A 17,995-nucleotide genomic window follows, 5' to 3' on the forward strand; every position below is an offset into this window, starting at 1 on the left:
AACTTGATTATTAGGAGGCGTTATTTGTGGCATTTGAATTCAAGCTTCCCGACATTGGAGAAGGAATCCATGAAGGTGAAATCGTTAAATGGTTTGTTAAGCCAGGAGACGAAGTAAAGGAAGATGACATTCTTCTTGAAGTTCAAAATGATAAAGCAGTCGTTGAGATTCCATCGCCGGTTGACGGTAAAATTTTAGAAGTGAAAGTTGATGAAGGGACAGTAGCTGTAGTAGGCGACGTTCTTGTTACCATCGACTTTGACGGCGAAGCGCCGGCTTCTGCACACGGTCATGAAGAGGAAGAGAAAGCTCCTGAACAGCCTAAAGCGGAAGAAAAGGCCCCAGAAGCGGCTAAAACAGACACGCCGGCTCAAGAAGAAGTGAAAGAAGAGCCAGTAGATGAAACAAAGCGTGTGATTGCTATGCCGTCTGTACGTAAATATGCCCGCGAAAAAGGCATCGATATTCGTAAAGTTCAAGGTTCCGGAGACAACGGGCGTGTACTGAAGGAAGATGTAGACAAGTTCGTGAGCGGAGGCGGAGAAGCACCTGCACCTGCAGCAGAAGCAAAAGGTACAGAGGACGCGCCGAAAGCGGCTGAAACTAAGAAAGAAGCGCCAAAAGCCATTCCAGCAGGTGAGCAGGAAACACGCGAGAAGATCAAAGGCATCCGCAAAGCGATCTCGAAAGCGATGGTTAACTCTAAGCATACTGCCCCACACGTAACACTCATGGATGAAGTGGACGTGACAGATCTTGTTGCACACCGCAAGAAATTCAAGTCTGTAGCAGCTGACAAAGGTATTAAGCTTACTTATTTACCTTACGTAGTTAAGGCACTTACATCTGCTCTTCGTGAGTACCCTGTGCTTAATGCTTCAATTGATGATTCGAATGAAGAAATCGTGTACAAGCACTACTTCAACATCGGTATCGCAGCTGACACTGACAACGGATTAATGGTTCCTGTTGTTAAAGAAGCAGACCGTAAATCGATCTTCAAGATTTCTTCTGAGATCAATGAACTGGCTACAAAAGCCCGCGACGGAAAGCTGTCCGGTGAAGAGATGAAGGGCGGAACGTGCACGATCACGAACATCGGTTCTGCAGGCGGTCAGTGGTTCACACCGGTCATCAACCACCCTGAAGTAGCGATTCTTGGAATCGGGCGCATTGCTGAAAAAGCGGTCGTGAAAAACGGAGAAGTCGTCGTTGCTCCAGTTCTGGCACTTTCTCTAAGCTTCGACCACCGTCTGATCGATGGCGCGACGGCTCAAAACGCACTCAACCACATTAAACGCTTGTTAAACGATCCACAACTATTAGTAATGGAGGCGTAAAAAAGATGGTAGTAGGAGATTTTCCGATTGAATTAGACACACTGATTATTGGTTCAGGCCCTGGGGGATATGTAGCGGCGATTCGTGCGGCACAGCTTGGACAAAAAGTAGCAGTAGCGGAAAAGGCTGAAATGGGCGGCGTTTGTCTGAATGTCGGCTGTATCCCTTCTAAAGCACTGATCAATGCGGGTCACCGTGTTGAACACGCGAAGCATTCTGACGACATGGGAATCACGGTTGATAACGTAACCGTTGATTTTTCAAAAGTCCAAGAATGGAAAGGCGGCATCGTTAAGAAGCTGACTGGCGGTGTTGAAGGTCTTCTAAAAGGAAACAAGGTAGAGATCATCCGTGGAGAAGCGTACTTCGTAAATGAAAATACGGTTCGCATCATGGACGACAAAGCTTCACAAACCTACACATTCAAAAACTGCATTATCGCGACTGGTTCCCGTCCTATTGAAATTCCAGGATTTAAATGGAGTGAGAGAATCATTTCTTCGACTGGTGCGCTTGCACTTCAGGAAGTTCCGAAGAAAATGGTTGTCATCGGCGGCGGCTACATCGGAATGGAGCTTGGAACTGCTTTCGCCAACTTCGGAACGGAAATTACCGTTCTTGAAGGCGGAAAGCAGATCCTTCCAGGCTTTGAAAAGCAGATGAGCCAGGTCGTTTCTAAGCGCTTGAAGAAAAAAGGCAACGTGGAAGTATTCACTGAAGCGATGGCTAAAGGCGTTGAAGAAACGAAAGACGGCGTCAAAGTGACGGTTGAAGTAAAAGGTGAAGAAAAAACATTCGAAGCGGATTACGTCCTCGTAACGGTAGGACGCCGTCCGAACACAGAAGAGCTTGGCCTTGAGCAGGTTGGCGTGGAAATGACAGAGCGCGGACTCATCAAGATCAACAAGCAATGCCAGACAAGTGTCAGCGGCATTTATGCGATCGGTGATGTTGTAGAAGGTCCTGCACTTGCTCACAAAGCATCGTATGAAGGCAAAGTGGCAGCTGAAGTGATCAGCGGACATGCGGCTGAAATCGACTATATGGCGATTCCTGCTGTCGTGTTCACAGATCCTGAGCTAGCGACTGTGGGTTATGATGAAAAGAGCGCGAAAGAAGCTGGATTCGATGTAAAAGCTTCTAAGTTCCCGTTTGCTGCAAACGGCCGTGCGCTTTCTATGAACGAGACAGATGGCTTCATGAAGCTGATCACGCGCAAAGAAGACGGTTTGATCATCGGTGCCCAAATTGCAGGTGGAAACGCTTCTGATATGATCGCTGAGCTTGGTCTTGCGATTGAAGCAGGCATGACAGCAGAAGACATCGCTATGACGATTCATGCTCACCCAACATTCGGTGAGATTGCGATGGAAGCTGCAGAAGTAGCGATTGGCCTTCCTGTACACGTTGTAAAGTAAATACAAATAAAAAAGCTTTCCGCATCCGGCGGAAAGCTTTTTTTATTTGTACAGCGTTCTTAAACAGGAAGGAACGCTTTTGAATGTTACGAAGAGACCGCGCATATTATTTACAGTATTCACAAAGGAGGGAACGATATGCCTGCCATAGTGATAGGTTTTATTCATACAGCTCTTTGGATTTTGTACAGCACGGTGCTCCTTTTGTCGAGGCATGATCATAAATTATTTGAAACGCTGCTGCTGCTTTTGTTCTCCTATTTTGGCTATTTAGTCACGCTGCAGTCGATCAAGGATAAAACACTCTCTTTCCGGATTACATTGTCTAGCACACTGCTATACATGGTGGGCAAGTGGGCGGCTCTAAGCTGGCTCCATTTGCCGGTTTAGAGGATGCCTATTGCTTCTTGACCGCTTCCTCGGTAGAAAGAGCTTTATAAAGGGAAACCATGATAAACAGCATGACAAATGCAAAAGGAAATGCCACGATAATGGATGCCGTCTGTAAGGCTTCAAGCCCTCCTGACCATAATAAAATGGCTGCTGATGCAGAGATAATAACTCCCCATATAAATTTCACCCTCCCAGAAGGGTTTAGACTCCCTCCGGATGTCTGCATTCCTAGAACAAAGGTGGCAGAATCAGCGGATGTAATGAAGAAAGTGCTGATTAAAAAAATCGCTAACACTGACATGAATGAGCTGAGTGGGAGCTGATCAAAAAGAGCAAAAAGGGCGATCTCTGTTCCTTTTGATTCAATCACTTTATTCAAACCTAGCTGGCTGAACAACTCGAGGTGCAGGGCGGCTCCCCCAAACACCGAAAACCATAGCGCGCCAAAAAGAGTCGGGACAAGCAGGACGCCGAGGATGAACTCTCTGATCGTACGGCCTTTAGAAACACGTGCAATGAAAGTGCCGACAAATGGCGCCCAAGCAATCCACCATGCCCAGTAAAAAACAGTCCAGCCTTGTATCCAGCCGGATTGAGACGGCTTAAATGGGCTAAGCCTAAGACTCATGCCAGGAAGGTATTGCAAGTAATTGCCGATCGATTGCACGAACACATCCATAATGAAGTTTGTCTGAGAGACAAACAGCAGAAAGAGCATAAGCGCGACGGCGAGAACGATGTTTAGGTTGCTCAGGTATTTTATGCCTTTATTCAGACCGGTCTGAGCTGATAAGATAAACAAAATGGTGACAATGGCAATAATGATGAGCTGTGTCAAAAATGTGTTCGGGATATTGCTTATGTACGATATACCACCGCTAATCTGGACAGCGCCAAGACCAAGTGATGTAGCAACTCCAAAAACGGTAGCAATGACAGCGATAACATCAATCGCTTTACCAATCGGACCCTCCGTTCTTTCTCCAAGAATCGGACTGAAAATGGCACTGATCAAACCTGGTGAATTTCTTTTGAACTTGAAATAAGCCAATGCCAAGCCTATCAGAGTATAGATTGCCCAAGGATGAAGCCCCCAATGGAAAAAGCTGTATCTCAAAGCTAGCTGTGCTGCTTCTGGGGTTGATGCTTCTCCGGCCGGAGGGGCATAAAAATGGCTGATTGGCTCTGCTACTCCCCAAAAGACCAAACCTATTCCCATGCCTGCACTGAACAGCATGGCAAACCAAGTTATCGTACTGTATTCAGGCTTCTCCCTAGCTTCACCAAGCCTGATCCTTCCAAATTTACTGAACGCTAAAAATAGGACAAATACTAAAAAAATAGTGGCGGATAAAAGATAAAACCACCCGAATTTATCCTGTAGAAAATTTTGGATCATCGTTGCTTTTTTGTAGAACTGTTCAGGTACAAGGATTCCAGCGATGATAAAGACCAAGGATATGGCCAAGGAAACAATAAATACCGTATGAGACCTCTTGTTCATACATACACCCTTTCTCGTGTTTAGTTATTATCATTGCCACGAAACGCAGAAGCTATGATGTCATCAAAAAAGAAGCTCTGCAGTGAGCTTCTAAGTTAAGTATATTCGGCGGTTTTCGAGAAAAGGTGGGGGCAATGCTTGAGAGGGAGGCATTCAGGCACTTATTTTTTCAGATCATAGTGCATGACCCTGCCATTAAAAAGGGTCAGTTTCCCTTTAAGCTTGCTAGCTAAAAACTTGCCCATTTCGTTCGCCTTCGCTTTATCCCCATGCGTAGATATTTCAGTGAGCCCGATATGAATAGTACTGAAGTCATCGGTCTCTTCGTTAGATAATGCTGTTTCCACTCCTAGTAATAAATAATTGTACAGCTTGTTTCCATCTCCTTTTAAACAAATCATATGATTCGGTTTGCTGCTGTTTTCCATTATGACATAAGGAAAGGCTGCTTCGCTGTACTGCCAATTTAACTGATTCCCTGTTTTTTCCGTAATGTCTTTATAATAGTGAAGCAGATCTTTTACTTCTGACAAGCTGATCCTCTTCTGTAAAGAGGATGAGGTTAATGTGATGGAAGCTTGATTAGACATATATTACCTCCTGATCGTCAAGGTACATGTAGTTTACCATTTGTAAGAAGATTATGAAAACTTAAGTTTACTTTTAAGTAAGAGAGGGAAAAGGGAAGAAATTGGGTGCGGAATATATTTAGTATGATTGAATAGTATTTAGATAAAGCAGTGAACATGGCAGCCCGGTTAATTGGTGAGGAGGGTGGACTATGGAATGGCTTGAAAAATTATATGACGAAACCGAACACGTAAAAGTAAGATTTGTAGGTTATGCCACAGAAACATCTCGATTTGATTTTGGTCTGGTATTCACGAATATGTTTTTTGGGAAGCCGCTCGTAATATGTATGCAGACAGGAAGATCGGCTTTATTAGATTCGGAGGATGTAAAAAATGTAGAGTACTTAAGGAAAGCCTTTCATCTTCCTAGCTTAAGTGAAGCCGAACACCTGGCTGCCATCGTGGAAGAGTATGTACCGAAACACTATTTTGTACATCAGTATGAATGATATCTGCAAAAGTGTTATACTAATTTACCCTTGACATCTTTAATGTGACATATTATTATTAGGTTAGCAAATAAAAGCGCTTTCAAACGGAAGGGAGAGTTTCTTTATGGGAATCATTGTATGTCAGACGTGTGAAGCAACGGTAGAGCATTTTGAAGATGAAAAAGTAACGACTCTCTATACAAAGCAGTGCCCGCATTGTAAAGATGTTGTCATTCAGGAAATGTAAGAAAACGCAAAAAAACCTCCACAGTCTGTGGAGGTTTTTTTGCGTTTTTATCTAATCGCTATATGCTCTTTTATAACTTTTAATCTTTTCAATGTGCCGTCTTCCGGACCTTGTACAGGGAGACCCGCTTCAAGATTTTCTTTAATGTAAGCCAGGTTCTCCTCTGTGATAATCTCACCAGGTATAAAGATCGGGATGCCTGGAGGATAGACCATAATAAATTCGGCGATAATCCTGCCTGCAGATTCTTCAAAGAGCACAGATTCTGTTTCAGCGTAAAAGGCATCTCTTGGAGAGAGCGCAAGAACCGGGATGTCAGGCACATGCACAGGAAGTGTGGCGGTCTCTTCTGATTTCGTCTGGCGGAGCACTTGAGCCATCTCTTTTAGTGCATCCACAAGCACCATCGTGTCTTTCTCTTTGTCTGCTGTCGTGATCAAGCAAAGAATATTATACAAGTCAGACAGTTCGACTTCAATCTGGTGTTTTTCTCGAAGCCACGTCTCGGCTTCATACCCTGTAATCCCAAGCTCTTGAACGGATATGAGCAGCTTAGTCGGATCGTAATCAAATGTAGCCTTTGTATTTAAAATTTCTTCACCGACGCAATACAACCCGTCGATTTCGTTCACCTTCTCGCGGGTGTCGTTTGCGAGTTTAATGGCTTTTTCGATCAAGGTATACCCTTCTGTTGCTAAGCGGCGTCGCGCTGCATCTAGAGAGGCTAACAAAATATACGACGTGGACGTCGTCGTAAGCATGCTTAGGATTGTCTGCACGCGATCCGGAGAAACAAGACCATTTCTCACATTCAGGATGGAGCTTCCGGTTAATGAACCGCCAAGCTTATGAACACTTGTCGCGGCCATATCCGCACCAGCCTGCATCGCAGATAGTGGCATATGATCGTGGAAGTGGATCAGGACACCGTGCGCTTCGTCCACGACAACCGGAACATTTTTAGAATGAGCAATATCGACAATTTCTTTCAGATCAGCTGCCACTCCAAAGTATGTTGGATTAATGACCAGAACGGCTTTTGCATCAGGATGCTGTTCTAGAGCTTTTTTTACTGCTTCAGGGCTGATGCCATGTGAGATTCCTAAATCAATATCAAGTTCTGGGTGAATAAATATGGGTGTCGCGCCTGAAAAAACAATGGCCGTCATGATGGACTTATGCACATTTCTCGGCACAATGATTTTTTCACCAGGCCCTACGACACTCATGATCATCGTCATGATCGCCCCGCTTGTCCCTTGTACACTGAAATACGTATGGTCAGCACCAAAAGCCTGAGCTGCAAGCTGCTGTGCTTTTTTAATCATCCCTTTAGGATGATGCAGGTCATCCAGTGGAGCAATGTTGATCAAATCGATGGATAAAGCATTTTCACCAATAAAATCACGAAATTCTTCGTCCATTCCGCGCCCCTTTTTATGGCCGGGAATATGAAACTGCAGCGGGTTTTTTTTTGCATGCTCACGCAGTCCGGTAAACAGCGGGGTTTCTTGTTGAGACAAAATTCGCACACCTCATCTATAATCAAATTATCCTATCTTTGAACTTATAAAACAAAATGAAGTATATCAAAAAACAAACGATTATGTAAGTAAATATGCAAAAAAGGAGAGTTATTATGAGAATACATACGAAGGTAACGGAAGGGCTCGGAATCCAGATCCCGGTCATCCAAGGCGGCCTTGCCTATCTCGCCTATTCAAAGCTTGCAGCTGCTGTTTCCAATGCAGGAGGTCTTGGACAGATTACAGCCATGTCACTACCGGATGAAAAGGCGCTGCAACTAGAGATTAAGGCTGTTAAAAGCCTGTCTAGCCGGCCATTCGGTGTTAACTTTGCGATCGGGCAGCATGGGCGGCCTTATGAACATATGCTAGAAGCGGCAATAGAAGAAGGTGTGAAGGTGATCAGCATCACGGGAGGCAACCCCGCTCCTTTTATTAAAAAACTGGACAAGACGGGAATAAAAACTCTCGTCCTCGTTTCGAGCGTCAGGCAGGCTCAAAAAGCTGAAGAGAGCGGCGCTGATTTTATTATGGCGGTCGGACAAGAAGGCGGAGGGCACATCGGCAGAGCGGATACTGGAACGATCGCCCTCATACCAAGGGTTGTTGAGGCTGTTTCATTACCCGTTATAGCTTCAGGAGGAATCGTGGATGGAAAGGGGCTCGCTGCAGCCTTATCATTAGGAGCAGAAGGCATTGAGATGGGAACGAGGTTTATTGCGGCAAGTGAGTGTGAACATGCCCACCCTGCTTATAAACAGGCCATTCTAGATGGCAGTGAAGAGGATACGGTTGTGATCAAGCGGTCACTAGGTGCGCCAGGAAGGGCCGTCTACACACCGTTTATTGAAAAAATTCTGGAGATGGAAAAAGAAAGCCACGGATTTGAGGAGTTAAAGGATTACATTAGTGGTGAGGCAAACAGGAAATATATTCATGAGGGCAGAGAAAAGGAAGGCTTTGGGTGGGCCGGCCAAGGTATGGGCGGCATAAAAGAGGTATTATCGGCAAGTGAAATTCTTCGAAGATTGGAAAGTGAAGCGATAAAGGTACTTTCTGAGTTGCAGCAGCGCATCAAACGATAACTTTCTATTAGGCGGGTATTTACCCAAACATATTTAGTCAAGAACAATATAATAGTGGTAAGAAGCGGGCTAAGCCGACTCTTGCCACTATTTTTTGTTTTACTTTATAAAAGGCTGTTTTTGTAAACATTGTTGCTTTTAGTTTTCGAGGAGATGTTAATCTCCGTTACAGGTGCACGCAGACAATCAACTAGAACTGACGATATGCATTTCATATAGAGGCATCAGCTGCCGGAACGTACTTGAAAGTAGGGAATGCCATTCTTCCGCGGTCATGCTTGTGGCCTTTTCTCTTGCAACATGAACACCACACAACAGCTCCGCTTTTTTTACCGTGCCGAGCCGTGATATGAGATCTTCTAAGCCGTTATCCTTTAATTCCTTATGAGAGACAGCTTCCGGTTTCATATGATCCGGAGACCAAACAAACGTATCAGGTATTTGTTGCTTGATGGACATCACGTTTTTTAGCATTTTTTTTGAGATCTCAACTTTCATAGGAGCTTCATATATAACGGCATACCAGATAAAGACGTGAGACTCAAAAAGACCGATCTGGAAATGTGGAAGCATCTTATAGCCCCTCTTATTTGGTGCAAAAGCGACCCACGTATCCTTTGGCGGATTGACTGTCCTACGCGCGTGCTTAGCAACGTGGTAGTGCATCTCCGTTCCGGATAGAGCAGAAAGTTCGCCTGCATACTCTTTGCCTAGGTCTTCAAGTTTAGGGCGGATTCTTTCAATCAGCTTCTCCATACGCTCTTGTAGCCCATCTATTTTAAACACATCAAAATCGCGGTTGTTAAAACCTTTGAACATGGTGCAGTCCTCCATCTCATTATAGTACCCATTGATTCTACCATACATGAGAAGCCAGAAAAAAGGCGGTGCAGAGGGTACCATATGAATGGCACATTCATAAAATAACGTAAGAAAAATACTGAAAGGAAGTGGAAAGAATGAAACAAGTGATACAAACGCTGAAAAAAACGGATGCGGAAAGAAGAATTCCTGTATTGAAGCTTGAAATCGATTATGAATTGTCGACACTGTCGGATGCCTTGAAAGCGAAAGACCAGAAAGCTGTGAATGAATGCAAGCGAAAGCTGGAGCGGATGCGGCAGGAACTCGTGAGATTAGAGGCATGATCGAGAGTGAAACCGGATAATAAAAAACGGACCCATCTTTACTTCGGTGGTTCGTTTTTTTGTGAACATAAGAAGGATATCATATAATGGAGGAAAGCTCACAGGGAGTGTCGCAATGGAAACCATGGATTATAACCAGATTAAACAGAGGGCAGAGGCTTGGATAAAGGAAGCCGGAAACATGATCAAGGACTCGTTTGACCGCGAGAGGACGATTACATACAAATCACACGCTGCTGATCTTGTGACAGAAATGGATAAGAGCATCGAGCGGTATTTTATCCGCCATATTAACCATGAGTTCCCCGATCACCGCGTGCTCGGCGAAGAAGGCTACGGTGACAATATCACGGATGCCAGCGGGGTTCTATGGATCATTGATCCGATTGACGGAACGACCAATTTCATTCATCAGCAATGCAACTTTGCTGTTTCAATAGGCATTTATTTTAACGGTATTGGTATGCTAGGGTTTATCTATGATGTGGCAAAGGATGAATTGTTTACCGCAGAAAAAAATAACGGCGTCTATTTAAATGGGCAAAAACTGCCAATGCTACAGAAAACGGTGCTTGAAGAATGTGTCTTTGGCATCAATGCAACATGGCTGACGCCTAACAGACGCTTCGATCATACCCTTCTTCTTCCGGTTGTTAAAAGGTCTAGAGGCACTCGGTCTTATGGATCCGCTGCACTTGAAATGGCATATGTAGCTGCAGGCAGGCTTGACGCGTACTTGACGATGAGGCTGTCGCCATGGGACTTTGCGGCAGGAAAAATATTAATTGAAGAAGCCGGAGGAATCGTGACGACCGTTTATGGCGACGAGATTTCCCTGCTCGAACAAAACAGTGTATTCTGCGGAAAACCGGGATTGCATGAACAAGTTATGAAGGAACTTCTTTCGGGGCAGAAATAAACAAGGAAGAAGGGGAGGCCCTTCTTCCTTGTTTATTTCTCATTTATTCTTGGTTTTGTTCCCGAAGTTTCTTTTTTAATGTAAAACCTGCACCCATTAAAACAATGACACAAAAGATTGAAACGGCAGCGATCAAGATGCTCTGTTCACTTACAGCCACTCCAATACCGCCGATTGACATTGCCGTGCAAAGAGCAAGAAGGAAAAAAAGAAAGTTAGGTTTCATGTTGGCGAGCTCCTTTCTGTGTTGGGACGAGCTTTACCCCTAGTTTACCGAAAATACATAAAAAGAAAAAGTATGTTTTCAAAAGTATGGTATAATACAAAAGTTGAGCAAAAATAGACACTAATAATGAACACCTGTAAAAGGTTAAATAAGGAGAGAATTCTATTGAATCGTCGAGAAGACTTAAGAAATATAGCCATTATTGCCCACGTTGACCACGGCAAAACAACACTGGTTGACAAGCTGCTTCATCAATCTGGAACATTTCGCTCAAACGAGCAAGTAAGCGAAAGAGCGATGGATTCCAACGATTTAGAAAGAGAGCGCGGAATCACTATCCTTGCTAAAAATACAGCAATCAACTATAAAGAAAAGCGCATTAACATCATGGATACACCTGGACACGCAGACTTTGGCGGAGAAGTAGAACGTATCATGAAAATGGTAGATGGTGTTCTTCTCGTAGTTGACGCATACGAAGGCTGCATGCCGCAGACACGTTTCGTATTGAAGAAAGCATTAGAGCAAAAGTTGACGCCAATCGTTGTAGTTAACAAAATCGACCGTGATTTTGCACGCCCGCTTGAAGTAATTGATGAAGTGATCGACCTCTTTATTGATCTTGGAGCAGAAGAAGATCAGCTTGAGTTCCCAGTTGTATTTGCATCAGCTCTTAACGGGACAGCAAGCCTGGACCCTGAAAAGCAAGATGAAGATATGTCTGCACTCCTAGATACGATTCTTGAAACAATTCCAGCACCTGTAGACAACAGTGATGAGCCGCTTCAGTATCAGGTGACGATGCTTGATTACAACGATTACCTTGGCCGTATCGGAATCGGACGCGTCTTCCGCGGAACGATCAAAGTAGGTCAGCAGGTTTCGCTTATGAAGCTTGACGGCACAGTAAAGAAGTTCCGTGTAACGAAGCTGTTCGGTTTCCTTGGACTTAAGCGCATTGAGATCGAAGAAGCAAAAGCCGGCGACCTTATCGCGGTTTCAGGAATGGAAGAAATCAACGTAGGTGAAACAGTTTGTCCTGAAGGTCAGGAAGAAGCACTTCCGATCCTCCGCATCGATGAGCCTACACTGAAGATGACGTTCCTTGTTAACAACTCTCCTTTCGCAGGACGTGAAGGAAAGTATGTAACGAGCCGTAAAATTGAAGAGCGTTTGAAATCGGAGCTTCAGACAGATGTCAGCTTGCGTGTTGAAAACACAGATTCTCCGGATGTTTGGACGGTTTCAGGACGCGGAGAGCTTCACTTGTCTATCCTGATCGAGAACTTGCGTCGTGAAGGCTATGAATTGCAAGTTTCAAAGCCTGAAGTTATCGTACGCGAGATCGATGGCAAGAAATGCGAGCCTGTTGAGCGTGTACAAATCGACATTCCTGAAGAATACACTGGCTCGATCATGGAATCACTTGGAGATCGTAAAGGCGAGATGCTGAACATGATTAACAACGGATCTGGACAAGTCCGCCTTGAGTTCCTCGTGCCTGCACGCGGATTGATCGGATATGGAACTGAATTCCTGACACAGACGCGCGGCTACGGAATCTTGAACCATACGTTTGACAGCTACAAGCCTATGGCTGCCGGCAACGTCGGAGGACGCCGTCAAGGTGTGCTTGTATCCATGGAAAACGGAAAGGCTTCTCAGTACGGCATGATGGGTGTGGAAGACCGCGGTACGTTGTTCGTTGAACCGGGTACAGAAGTCTATGAAGGCATGATCGTTGGAGAGCACACGCGTGAGAACGACATCACGGTAAACATCGTGAAAGTGAAACAGATGACAAACATGCGTTCAGCGAACAAAGACCAGACGGTTACAATGAAGAAGCCTCGCGTCATGTCACTTGAAGAATCACTTGAGTATTTGAACGATGATGAATATTGTGAAGTGACACCTGAGAGCATCCGTTTACGTAAGAAGATTCTAGATAAGAACGAACGTGAACGTGTGACGAAAAAGAATAAATTAAATAAATAAACGCAGTTTTGCCATCGGGGAGTGGTAAAGGTGAAAGAAGATCAAATCATGAAAGCTACGGGGGAGAATTCCTCCTCCATTGCTCTTTTACTTGGGATCGATAAAGATCCAACTACAGGGTTTTGGCTGTTATACGCTTTGATTGTTCTCCTTTGCATCATCGTCTATAAATTAGGTTTTGCAAAAAAACTGCCAGTCTTAAAATCATTGTTTATTTATATCCTTCTACTAGTGGGCTGTTTTCCGCTTGCCATTCTTGGAATCGGCCTTCCTGTTGCAGAAGGACTGATCGTTTCTGCCATTTTTCTTGGTGCTTACCGTTACAGGCTCTATAAAAGCAAAAAGAAGGAAGCGCAAGCGTGAACCTTCAAGATGTCTTCTATAACTGGCTGAGCATCAAGACAGTGGCCGAGCACAGACCTGAAGATCAAGCCGCAGCTGATACGCTGCAGTTCTTTCACGAGATCTTGATGGAAGACCATCATGTCTCGAACATTGCAGTGAGCGGATCAGAAGATGCCTACATCATCTCATATGAAAAAGATGATAAACACGAAACGCTCACCTTCTCCAAAGAGTACATTGATGCACTCTATCGTTCTATTGCATCAGAACCGAAATATAATGAAAAACCGCGCTGAAGATCAGCGCGGTTTTTCATTATATTGTTTAAAAACGGTTCTTTTAAGCGAGGAAGCCAGAATCCAAGCGTATAAAACATGCCCCGCAGTCCAAATGCTAACATTCACTAAGGAAGGCTGAAGGATTTTTTCTACCGAAATCCCCTCAAGCGGGAAGAACGAGATTGAAACAATCAAGTTAATGGCTAGAGAAAGTGGAAGGAGCAGAGACGGTCTAGCCTTTGCTGCTCTGTAAAGGGCGAACGCCAGCAGCAGAGAGATGGCTAAGTGAAGCGTCCATTGCAAAAAAACATTATGAGTAATATCTTTAGGCAATGGGAGAAAATCAACGTTTAAGAGAAAATCCAGAAGCCTTCTGTTTGATAGTTTTTGTATCGCATAAAATAGAAGGCCAAGCCAAATGCCCGAATAAAGTCCGCTGTAGACAATGCCTTTCAACTCTTTACCAGTCATTTTCTTTTTGAGGACTTCTGTATAATGAAAAGTTGCCAGTTGCAGCACGGCGTTCGGTCTTGTCTGTTATCCTGTCTTTGCAGTTAGGGCACATGTACGTATGGATGGGGCGGTTTCTCAGTTTTTTAGCGAGTGAGCAATGATCTTCAATTACATCAATTTTGTCACATAGAACGCATTTTACGCGCATATCGGTCACCTCAATTTTTCTTAAAATTAAGTATAGCACACACGCAGCCAAGTTGTACCGCAACTTGAGCGGAACGCTGTGAGCCAATTCGGCCTCCTGAAAAAGTAAAGCTCTCTTCTAACTTCGTCTATTTCTTCATACATTGAACTACACACAGAATAAGATGCCATTTTTAATGCAGAAGACAGGAGGCCGCATGTTGGATAAATTATACGTCCTTGATACGAATGTTTTGCTTCAGGATCCGTATTCTATTTTTTCTTTTGATGGCCATGATATCGTAATACCTGCGGTAGTTCTAGATGAATTGGATTCGAAAAAACGATATATGGACGAGATTGGAAGGAACGCACGCGAGTTTTCACGGCTGATTGATAAGCTTAGGCAAAATGGAAAACTTCATGAAGGTGTACCGCTCGAACAAGGCGGAACATTGCGAGTTGAACTGAACAATCGCTCTTTTCAGCGCTTACAGGATACATTTATTGAAGCTTCTAACGATAACCGCATCTTGGCTGTTGCTTCCAACCTGGCCGCTGAAGAAAAAAAGAGGCTGGATGGAAGAAAAGTCATACTCGTGTCAAAAGATGTCCTTGTCAGGGTAAAGGCTGATGCCCTCGGGCTAGAGGCAGAAGATTTTCTCAGTGACCGGGTAGTAGACCGTGATGACCAGACTTACAGCGGCTATAAGGAAGTGTATGTCGCAAGTGAAGTGCTTGCTGCTTATTACGAAAGCCAGGAACTCGCAATCGAAGAGCTTGCCGGACACGTGTTTTATCCGCATCAATTTATTATTTTAAAAGACCTGTACAGAAGCTCATCATCTGCACTGGCAAAGGTGGACGAATCTGGGAAAAAAATCAAACCGCTCGTGTTTGATAATGAACAGATATGGGGAATACGAGCTCGCAACGCTCAGCAGAAAATGGCGTTTGAACTGCTCATGAGAAAGGACATTCCTCTTGTGACGATGATCGGAAAAGCCGGGACGGGGAAAACGCTGCTAACGCTTGCTGCAGGGCTTATGCAAACCGAAGACTTGAAAAGCTACATTAAACTCTTTATCGCGCGGCCTATCGTTCCTGTTGGAAAAGATATCGGCTATTTGCCAGGAGAAAAAGAAGAAAAGCTGAAGCCGTGGATGCAGCCGATCTATGATAATCTGGAATATTTGTTTAATACGAAAAAGCCTGGAGAACTTGATAAGATCTTGGCCGGCATCGGATCCATTCATGTTGAAGCACTCACGTATATAAGAGGAAGAAGCCTGCCCGATCAGTTCATTATCATTGATGAGGCGCAGAACCTGACCAAGCACGAAATAAAAACCATCCTGACACGTGTAGGGGAAGGCAGTAAAATCGTGCTCCTTGGCGATCCCAATCAGATAGACCACCCGTATTTGGATGAGTTCACGAATGGTCTCACATATGTTGTGGAAAAGTTTAAAGATCAAAAGATCAGCGGGCATGTGAAGCTTGAAAAAGGGGAACGGTCCAGCCTTGCCCTCTTGGCAGCAGATTTATTGTAAGGCTTTAACAGATGAGGGTGTCCATTGCTTTATCTGGACACCCTCCTGCTTACACAATTTCAAAGCCAATGATGTGTTTCATTGGTGGCTTGCTGCTGTCTGGAAAATAAACATGTATAGGCCCATCTTCTTTCAATGGTTTTCCATTTTCAGAAAATGCCAGATAACACCGTGCGGCATCGTCTAGTGAAATCGTTTCTGTCTGATCTTTTCCTTGGATGATGACAGCGCGGGCTCTCTCTGCGGGCTCTGCGTTTTTTATAAACGGAGCGAGCGGCATCGCAAATGAATTTTGCAGCAAGTACTCTTTTTTCGTCATGCCACTTTCTTTCGCTTTATCTGAAGGAAGCTCGGCCCCTTTTGTAATCTCACGGTCCCAATGGGAAGAGACGTCTTTTAAATACAACGTGTCAGCGTCTTCTAGGCCGTTCAGTCTCCCGATATCCGAGACGAGAATTTTCCGTTCATCAAAAATCCATACGCTTGGATCGATTGTGAGAGGATGGGCGACATTTCCTTTTAAATATAAGATGAATTCCATATTAACCTCCTGGTTGCTTAAATGAGCATCTAAAGCATAGCACGATTCCCCGATTACTGTAATATGTTGATTTTTTGTGATGAAAGCTTTATATTTAAAGTTAGATAGGTGCAGGAACGGAGGGATGATCTTTGGCAGCTGAGATGGTAACAGGACACCACGAAAGGGCGCTGGAATTACTTAAAGCCGATGCCCAGAAAATATTAAAGCTGATCGAAGTCCAAATGGGCAACTTGACGATGCCGCAATGTCCCCTCTATGAGGAAGTTCTGGATACGCAGATGTTCGGCTTATCCCGTGAAATTGACTTTGCTGTTCGTCTTCAATTAATAGATGCGGAGGCCGGCAAGGAGCTGCTTGGAACGCTTGAAAAGCAGCTGAGCGCGCTGCATGAGGCATCCATGAGGAAATGATACTAACCCAGACGGTGAACAATCAGTCTGGGTTTTTTGTATTCCTTTTTATTGATTGAAGAATATTTGACTTATCGCTATGAGCTAAAATTAGCTGCTCTTTGATTTTTTAGCTAAATTACGACAGGAATTTCGCCTGATTAACCGAATTGTTTTATATGTAGAAAGTATGAGGAAAAGGTGAGGGTTTTGAAAAAATTTTTTCAGCATGTTGATTATTATCTTTTGATTGCCGTTTTTTTGTTATGCGGCATCGGATTAGTGATGATCTATAGTGCGAGCATCGGTGTTTCAATCACGAAATATGAGTACAGTCCAAGCCATTTTTTTGTACGGCAGCTAGCTTTCTTTTTTGTTGGCCTCATCATTTTCGCCTTTACTCTCGTGCTGCCCTATCAAACGTACAAAAAATTGATGGTTCCGATTGTATTTGGCTCTATCGCTATGCTTGCTGCGGTTTTTCTTTTCGGTAAAACCGTCAATAACGCCAAAAGCTGGATTATGATCGGGGGATTCGGTCTTCAGCCTGCCGAATTTGTAAAGCTCGGGCTGGCCATCTATCTTGCAGGAATCTTTTCTAAAAAGCAGGAGAAACTGGACCAATTCAGCACAAGTGTCATCCCCCCTCTATCCATCATCGTTATCATTTTGCTGCTGATCATCAAACAGCCGGATTTTGGTACAGCAATGATCGTAGCAAGCGTGGCAGGTATCGTCATCTTTTGTTCTGGAATGCGCCGGAAACATCTTTTCCTTTTGATTGGTTCTTGCCTGGCCGCACTCAGCTTGTTTTCGTTTCTATTTTCCGGAGAGCAGATGTCGCGTTTTGATGCTGCATACGATCCGTTTTCTGACCCCGAGCAGGATGGCTACCAGCTCATCAATGCTTATGTTGCCATGGCGGCAGGAGGGCTAACAGGATCAGGGCTCGGTGAATCTGTGCAGAAATACGGTTTTCTTCCAGAGCCTCATACTGATTTCATCATTGCCATAATCGGTGAAGAGCTTGGGTTTCTGGGAATTGCAGTGGTGTTGCTGCTGCTTGCGTTTATTGTTTTAAAAGGTTTCTACATAGGAGTGATAGGGAAGGATACATACGGCAGCCTGCTTGCTTTCGGCATCTCAGGCATGATAGGTGTTCAATCGGTCGTGAATCTCGGGGCAGCGGTTGGAGTCCTCCCGATCACAGGCGTACCGCTGCCGTTTGTTTCATATGGAGGCTCATCGCTCATTTTGTTTATGGCTTCAGCAGGCATCTTGATCAATATTTCCGCACACGTTCATTACAAACAAAATCAGCCTGTTTCAGCACCGGCTGTAAGAGAAAGTCATGTAAAAGCGTTATAGCATGGAAAAGGA

The 17,995-nt window shown here is 44.3% G+C and carries 22 protein-coding genes; 14 read left to right on the top strand and 8 right to left on the bottom strand.

The annotated features are described in order from the left end of the window. Positions 1-26 precede the first annotated feature (26 nt). The 3 genes from ACFQPF_RS09995 to ACFQPF_RS10005 all read left to right on the top strand — a co-directional run bounded on the left by ACFQPF_RS09995 (position 27) and on the right by ACFQPF_RS10005 (position 3,148). Positions 27-1,340: a dihydrolipoamide acetyltransferase family protein gene (locus ACFQPF_RS09995; protein ID WP_379749183.1), complete on the top strand. Its 1,314-nt coding sequence runs from the start codon at positions 27-29 to the stop codon at positions 1,338-1,340. Between the two features lie 5 nt (positions 1,341-1,345). Beyond that, positions 1,346-2,758, top strand: a complete 1,413-nt coding sequence (lpdA, locus tag ACFQPF_RS10000; protein ID WP_379749185.1) for a dihydrolipoyl dehydrogenase — start codon at positions 1,346-1,348, stop codon at positions 2,756-2,758. A 138-nt stretch (positions 2,759-2,896) separates the two neighbouring features. After that, on the top strand, positions 2,897-3,148 hold the full coding sequence (locus ACFQPF_RS10005; protein ID WP_379749187.1) for a hypothetical protein: 252 nt from the start codon (positions 2,897-2,899) through the stop codon (positions 3,146-3,148). A gap of 7 nt (positions 3,149-3,155) precedes the next feature. On the opposite strand, the gene ACFQPF_RS10010 is transcribed toward ACFQPF_RS10005, so the two are convergent. Together ACFQPF_RS10010 and ACFQPF_RS10015 are read right to left on the bottom strand one after the other, a co-directional pair. Then, positions 3,156-4,655: a glycine betaine uptake BCCT transporter gene (locus ACFQPF_RS10010; RefSeq protein ID WP_379749189.1), complete on the bottom strand. Its 1,500-nt coding sequence runs from the start codon at positions 4,653-4,655 to the stop codon at positions 3,156-3,158. A gap of 161 nt (positions 4,656-4,816) precedes the next feature. Continuing rightward, complete coding sequence (locus ACFQPF_RS10015) at positions 4,817-5,245, bottom strand: DUF1885 family protein (RefSeq protein WP_379749191.1); 429 nt, start codon at positions 5,243-5,245, stop codon at positions 4,817-4,819. 191 nt (positions 5,246-5,436) lie between these two features. Here ACFQPF_RS10015 and ACFQPF_RS10020 point away from each other — a divergent pair, with 191 nt between their 5' ends. Next, complete coding sequence (locus ACFQPF_RS10020) at positions 5,437-5,736, top strand: DUF3055 domain-containing protein (protein WP_379749193.1); 300 nt, start codon at positions 5,437-5,439, stop codon at positions 5,734-5,736. A 106-nt stretch (positions 5,737-5,842) separates the two neighbouring features. After that, entirely contained in the window at positions 5,843-5,965 is a 123-nt protein-coding gene (locus tag ACFQPF_RS10025) for a GapA-binding peptide SR1P (RefSeq protein WP_379749195.1), read from the top strand. Between the two features lie 47 nt (positions 5,966-6,012). Here the strand turns inward: ACFQPF_RS10025 and ACFQPF_RS10030 are convergent, their stop codons facing one another. Further along, positions 6,013-7,488, bottom strand: a complete 1,476-nt coding sequence (locus ACFQPF_RS10030) for an aminotransferase class I/II-fold pyridoxal phosphate-dependent enzyme (protein WP_379749197.1) — start codon at positions 7,486-7,488, stop codon at positions 6,013-6,015. A gap of 116 nt (positions 7,489-7,604) precedes the next feature. Between ACFQPF_RS10030 and ACFQPF_RS10035 the strand changes: the two genes are divergently transcribed. Next, positions 7,605-8,576 carry an NAD(P)H-dependent flavin oxidoreductase gene (locus ACFQPF_RS10035; RefSeq protein WP_379749199.1) on the top strand — a complete coding sequence of 324 codons (972 nt, stop codon included), beginning with the start codon at positions 7,605-7,607 and terminating at the stop codon, positions 8,574-8,576. Positions 8,577-8,762: 186 nt separating this feature from the next. Here ACFQPF_RS10035 and ACFQPF_RS10040 read toward each other — a convergent pair whose 3' ends face one another. Further along, the gene (locus ACFQPF_RS10040; RefSeq protein ID WP_379749201.1) at positions 8,763-9,395 is read right to left on the bottom strand and encodes a YktB family protein; all 633 of its coding nucleotides are present in this window, start codon (positions 9,393-9,395) and stop codon (positions 8,763-8,765) included. A gap of 140 nt (positions 9,396-9,535) precedes the next feature. On the opposite strand from ACFQPF_RS10040, the gene ACFQPF_RS10045 reads away from it, so the two are divergent. Next, positions 9,536-9,724 (top strand): hypothetical protein, encoded by a 189-nt coding sequence (locus ACFQPF_RS10045; RefSeq protein ID WP_379749203.1) that lies wholly within the window; start codon positions 9,536-9,538, stop codon positions 9,722-9,724. Positions 9,725-9,839: 115 nt separating this feature from the next. Continuing rightward, positions 9,840-10,643 carry an inositol monophosphatase family protein gene (locus ACFQPF_RS10050; RefSeq protein ID WP_379749205.1) on the top strand — a complete coding sequence of 268 codons (804 nt, stop codon included), beginning with the start codon at positions 9,840-9,842 and terminating at the stop codon, positions 10,641-10,643. A gap of 43 nt (positions 10,644-10,686) precedes the next feature. Here the strand turns inward: ACFQPF_RS10050 and ACFQPF_RS10055 are convergent, their stop codons facing one another. Beyond that, positions 10,687-10,869 carry a DUF5325 family protein gene (locus ACFQPF_RS10055; protein ID WP_379749207.1) on the bottom strand — a complete coding sequence of 61 codons (183 nt, stop codon included), beginning with the start codon at positions 10,867-10,869 and terminating at the stop codon, positions 10,687-10,689. Between the two features lie 165 nt (positions 10,870-11,034). On the opposite strand from ACFQPF_RS10055, the gene typA reads away from it, so the two are divergent. Genes typA through ACFQPF_RS10070 form a run of 3 tightly spaced genes read left to right on the top strand, consistent with a single transcriptional unit; the run spans position 11,035 to position 13,508 of the window. Beyond that, positions 11,035-12,867, top strand: a complete 1,833-nt coding sequence (gene typA, locus ACFQPF_RS10060; protein ID WP_379749209.1) for a translational GTPase TypA — start codon at positions 11,035-11,037, stop codon at positions 12,865-12,867. A 48-nt stretch (positions 12,868-12,915) separates the two neighbouring features. Continuing rightward, positions 12,916-13,230, top strand: a complete 315-nt coding sequence (locus ACFQPF_RS10065; RefSeq protein ID WP_379749676.1) for a YlaH-like family protein — start codon at positions 12,916-12,918, stop codon at positions 13,228-13,230. Beyond that, positions 13,227-13,508 carry a hypothetical protein gene (locus ACFQPF_RS10070; protein ID WP_379749211.1) on the top strand — a complete coding sequence of 94 codons (282 nt, stop codon included), beginning with the start codon at positions 13,227-13,229 and terminating at the stop codon, positions 13,506-13,508. Before ACFQPF_RS10065 ends, ACFQPF_RS10070 begins: the two co-directional genes overlap by 4 nt. A gap of 3 nt (positions 13,509-13,511) precedes the next feature. Here ACFQPF_RS10070 and ACFQPF_RS10075 read toward each other — a convergent pair whose 3' ends face one another. After that, positions 13,512-14,009 (bottom strand): hypothetical protein, encoded by a 498-nt coding sequence (locus ACFQPF_RS10075; protein WP_379749710.1) that lies wholly within the window; start codon positions 14,007-14,009, stop codon positions 13,512-13,514. Continuing rightward, on the bottom strand, positions 13,951-14,151 hold the full coding sequence (locus ACFQPF_RS10080) for a YlaI family protein (protein WP_379749678.1): 201 nt from the start codon (positions 14,149-14,151) through the stop codon (positions 13,951-13,953). Before ACFQPF_RS10080 ends, ACFQPF_RS10075 begins: the two co-directional genes overlap by 59 nt. Positions 14,152-14,350: 199 nt before the next feature. Here ACFQPF_RS10080 and ACFQPF_RS10085 point away from each other — a divergent pair, with 199 nt between their 5' ends. After that, positions 14,351-15,682 (top strand): PhoH family protein, encoded by a 1,332-nt coding sequence (locus ACFQPF_RS10085; protein WP_379749680.1) that lies wholly within the window; start codon positions 14,351-14,353, stop codon positions 15,680-15,682. A gap of 49 nt (positions 15,683-15,731) precedes the next feature. On the opposite strand, the gene ACFQPF_RS10090 is transcribed toward ACFQPF_RS10085, so the two are convergent. Continuing rightward, positions 15,732-16,223: a peptidyl-prolyl cis-trans isomerase gene (locus ACFQPF_RS10090; RefSeq protein WP_379749213.1), complete on the bottom strand. Its 492-nt coding sequence runs from the start codon at positions 16,221-16,223 to the stop codon at positions 15,732-15,734. Positions 16,224-16,354: 131 nt separating this feature from the next. On the opposite strand from ACFQPF_RS10090, the gene ACFQPF_RS10095 reads away from it, so the two are divergent. Next, positions 16,355-16,636 carry an Fpa/YlaN family protein gene (locus ACFQPF_RS10095; RefSeq protein ID WP_094250947.1) on the top strand — a complete coding sequence of 94 codons (282 nt, stop codon included), beginning with the start codon at positions 16,355-16,357 and terminating at the stop codon, positions 16,634-16,636. A 180-nt stretch (positions 16,637-16,816) separates the two neighbouring features. Beyond that, positions 16,817-17,983 (top strand): putative lipid II flippase FtsW, encoded by a 1,167-nt coding sequence (ftsW, locus tag ACFQPF_RS10100; RefSeq protein ID WP_379749216.1) that lies wholly within the window; start codon positions 16,817-16,819, stop codon positions 17,981-17,983. Positions 17,984-17,995: the final 12 nt, after the last annotated feature.

The sequence above is a fragment of the Fictibacillus iocasae genome (assembly GCF_042665465.1).
Lineage (GTDB): Bacteria > Bacillota > Bacilli > Bacillales > Fictibacillaceae > Fictibacillus > Fictibacillus iocasae.

Coding starts and splice junctions, on each gene's coding strand:
- ACFQPF_RS10045 (WP_379749203.1), top strand. CDS start 9,536: ATGAAACAAGTGATACAAACGCTGAAAAAAACGGATGCGGAAAGAAGA.
- ACFQPF_RS10055 (WP_379749207.1), bottom strand. CDS start 10,869: ATGAAACCTAACTTTCTTTTTTTCCTTCTTGCTCTTTGCACGGCAATG.
- lpdA (WP_379749185.1), top strand. CDS start 1,346: ATGGTAGTAGGAGATTTTCCGATTGAATTAGACACACTGATTATTGGT.
- ACFQPF_RS10035 (WP_379749199.1), top strand. CDS start 7,605: ATGAGAATACATACGAAGGTAACGGAAGGGCTCGGAATCCAGATCCCG.
- ACFQPF_RS10065 (WP_379749676.1), top strand. CDS start 12,916: ATGAAAGCTACGGGGGAGAATTCCTCCTCCATTGCTCTTTTACTTGGG.
- ACFQPF_RS10050 (WP_379749205.1), top strand. CDS start 9,840: ATGGAAACCATGGATTATAACCAGATTAAACAGAGGGCAGAGGCTTGG.
- ACFQPF_RS10005 (WP_379749187.1), top strand. CDS start 2,897: ATGCCTGCCATAGTGATAGGTTTTATTCATACAGCTCTTTGGATTTTG.
- ACFQPF_RS10040 (WP_379749201.1), bottom strand. CDS start 9,395: ATGTTCAAAGGTTTTAACAACCGCGATTTTGATGTGTTTAAAATAGAT.
- ACFQPF_RS10090 (WP_379749213.1), bottom strand. CDS start 16,223: ATGGAATTCATCTTATATTTAAAAGGAAATGTCGCCCATCCTCTCACA.
- ACFQPF_RS10025 (WP_379749195.1), top strand. CDS start 5,843: ATGGGAATCATTGTATGTCAGACGTGTGAAGCAACGGTAGAGCATTTT.
- ACFQPF_RS10080 (WP_379749678.1), bottom strand. CDS start 14,151: ATGCGCGTAAAATGCGTTCTATGTGACAAAATTGATGTAATTGAAGAT.
- ACFQPF_RS10015 (WP_379749191.1), bottom strand. CDS start 5,245: ATGTCTAATCAAGCTTCCATCACATTAACCTCATCCTCTTTACAGAAG.
- ACFQPF_RS10010 (WP_379749189.1), bottom strand. CDS start 4,655: ATGAACAAGAGGTCTCATACGGTATTTATTGTTTCCTTGGCCATATCC.
- ACFQPF_RS10020 (WP_379749193.1), top strand. CDS start 5,437: ATGGAATGGCTTGAAAAATTATATGACGAAACCGAACACGTAAAAGTA.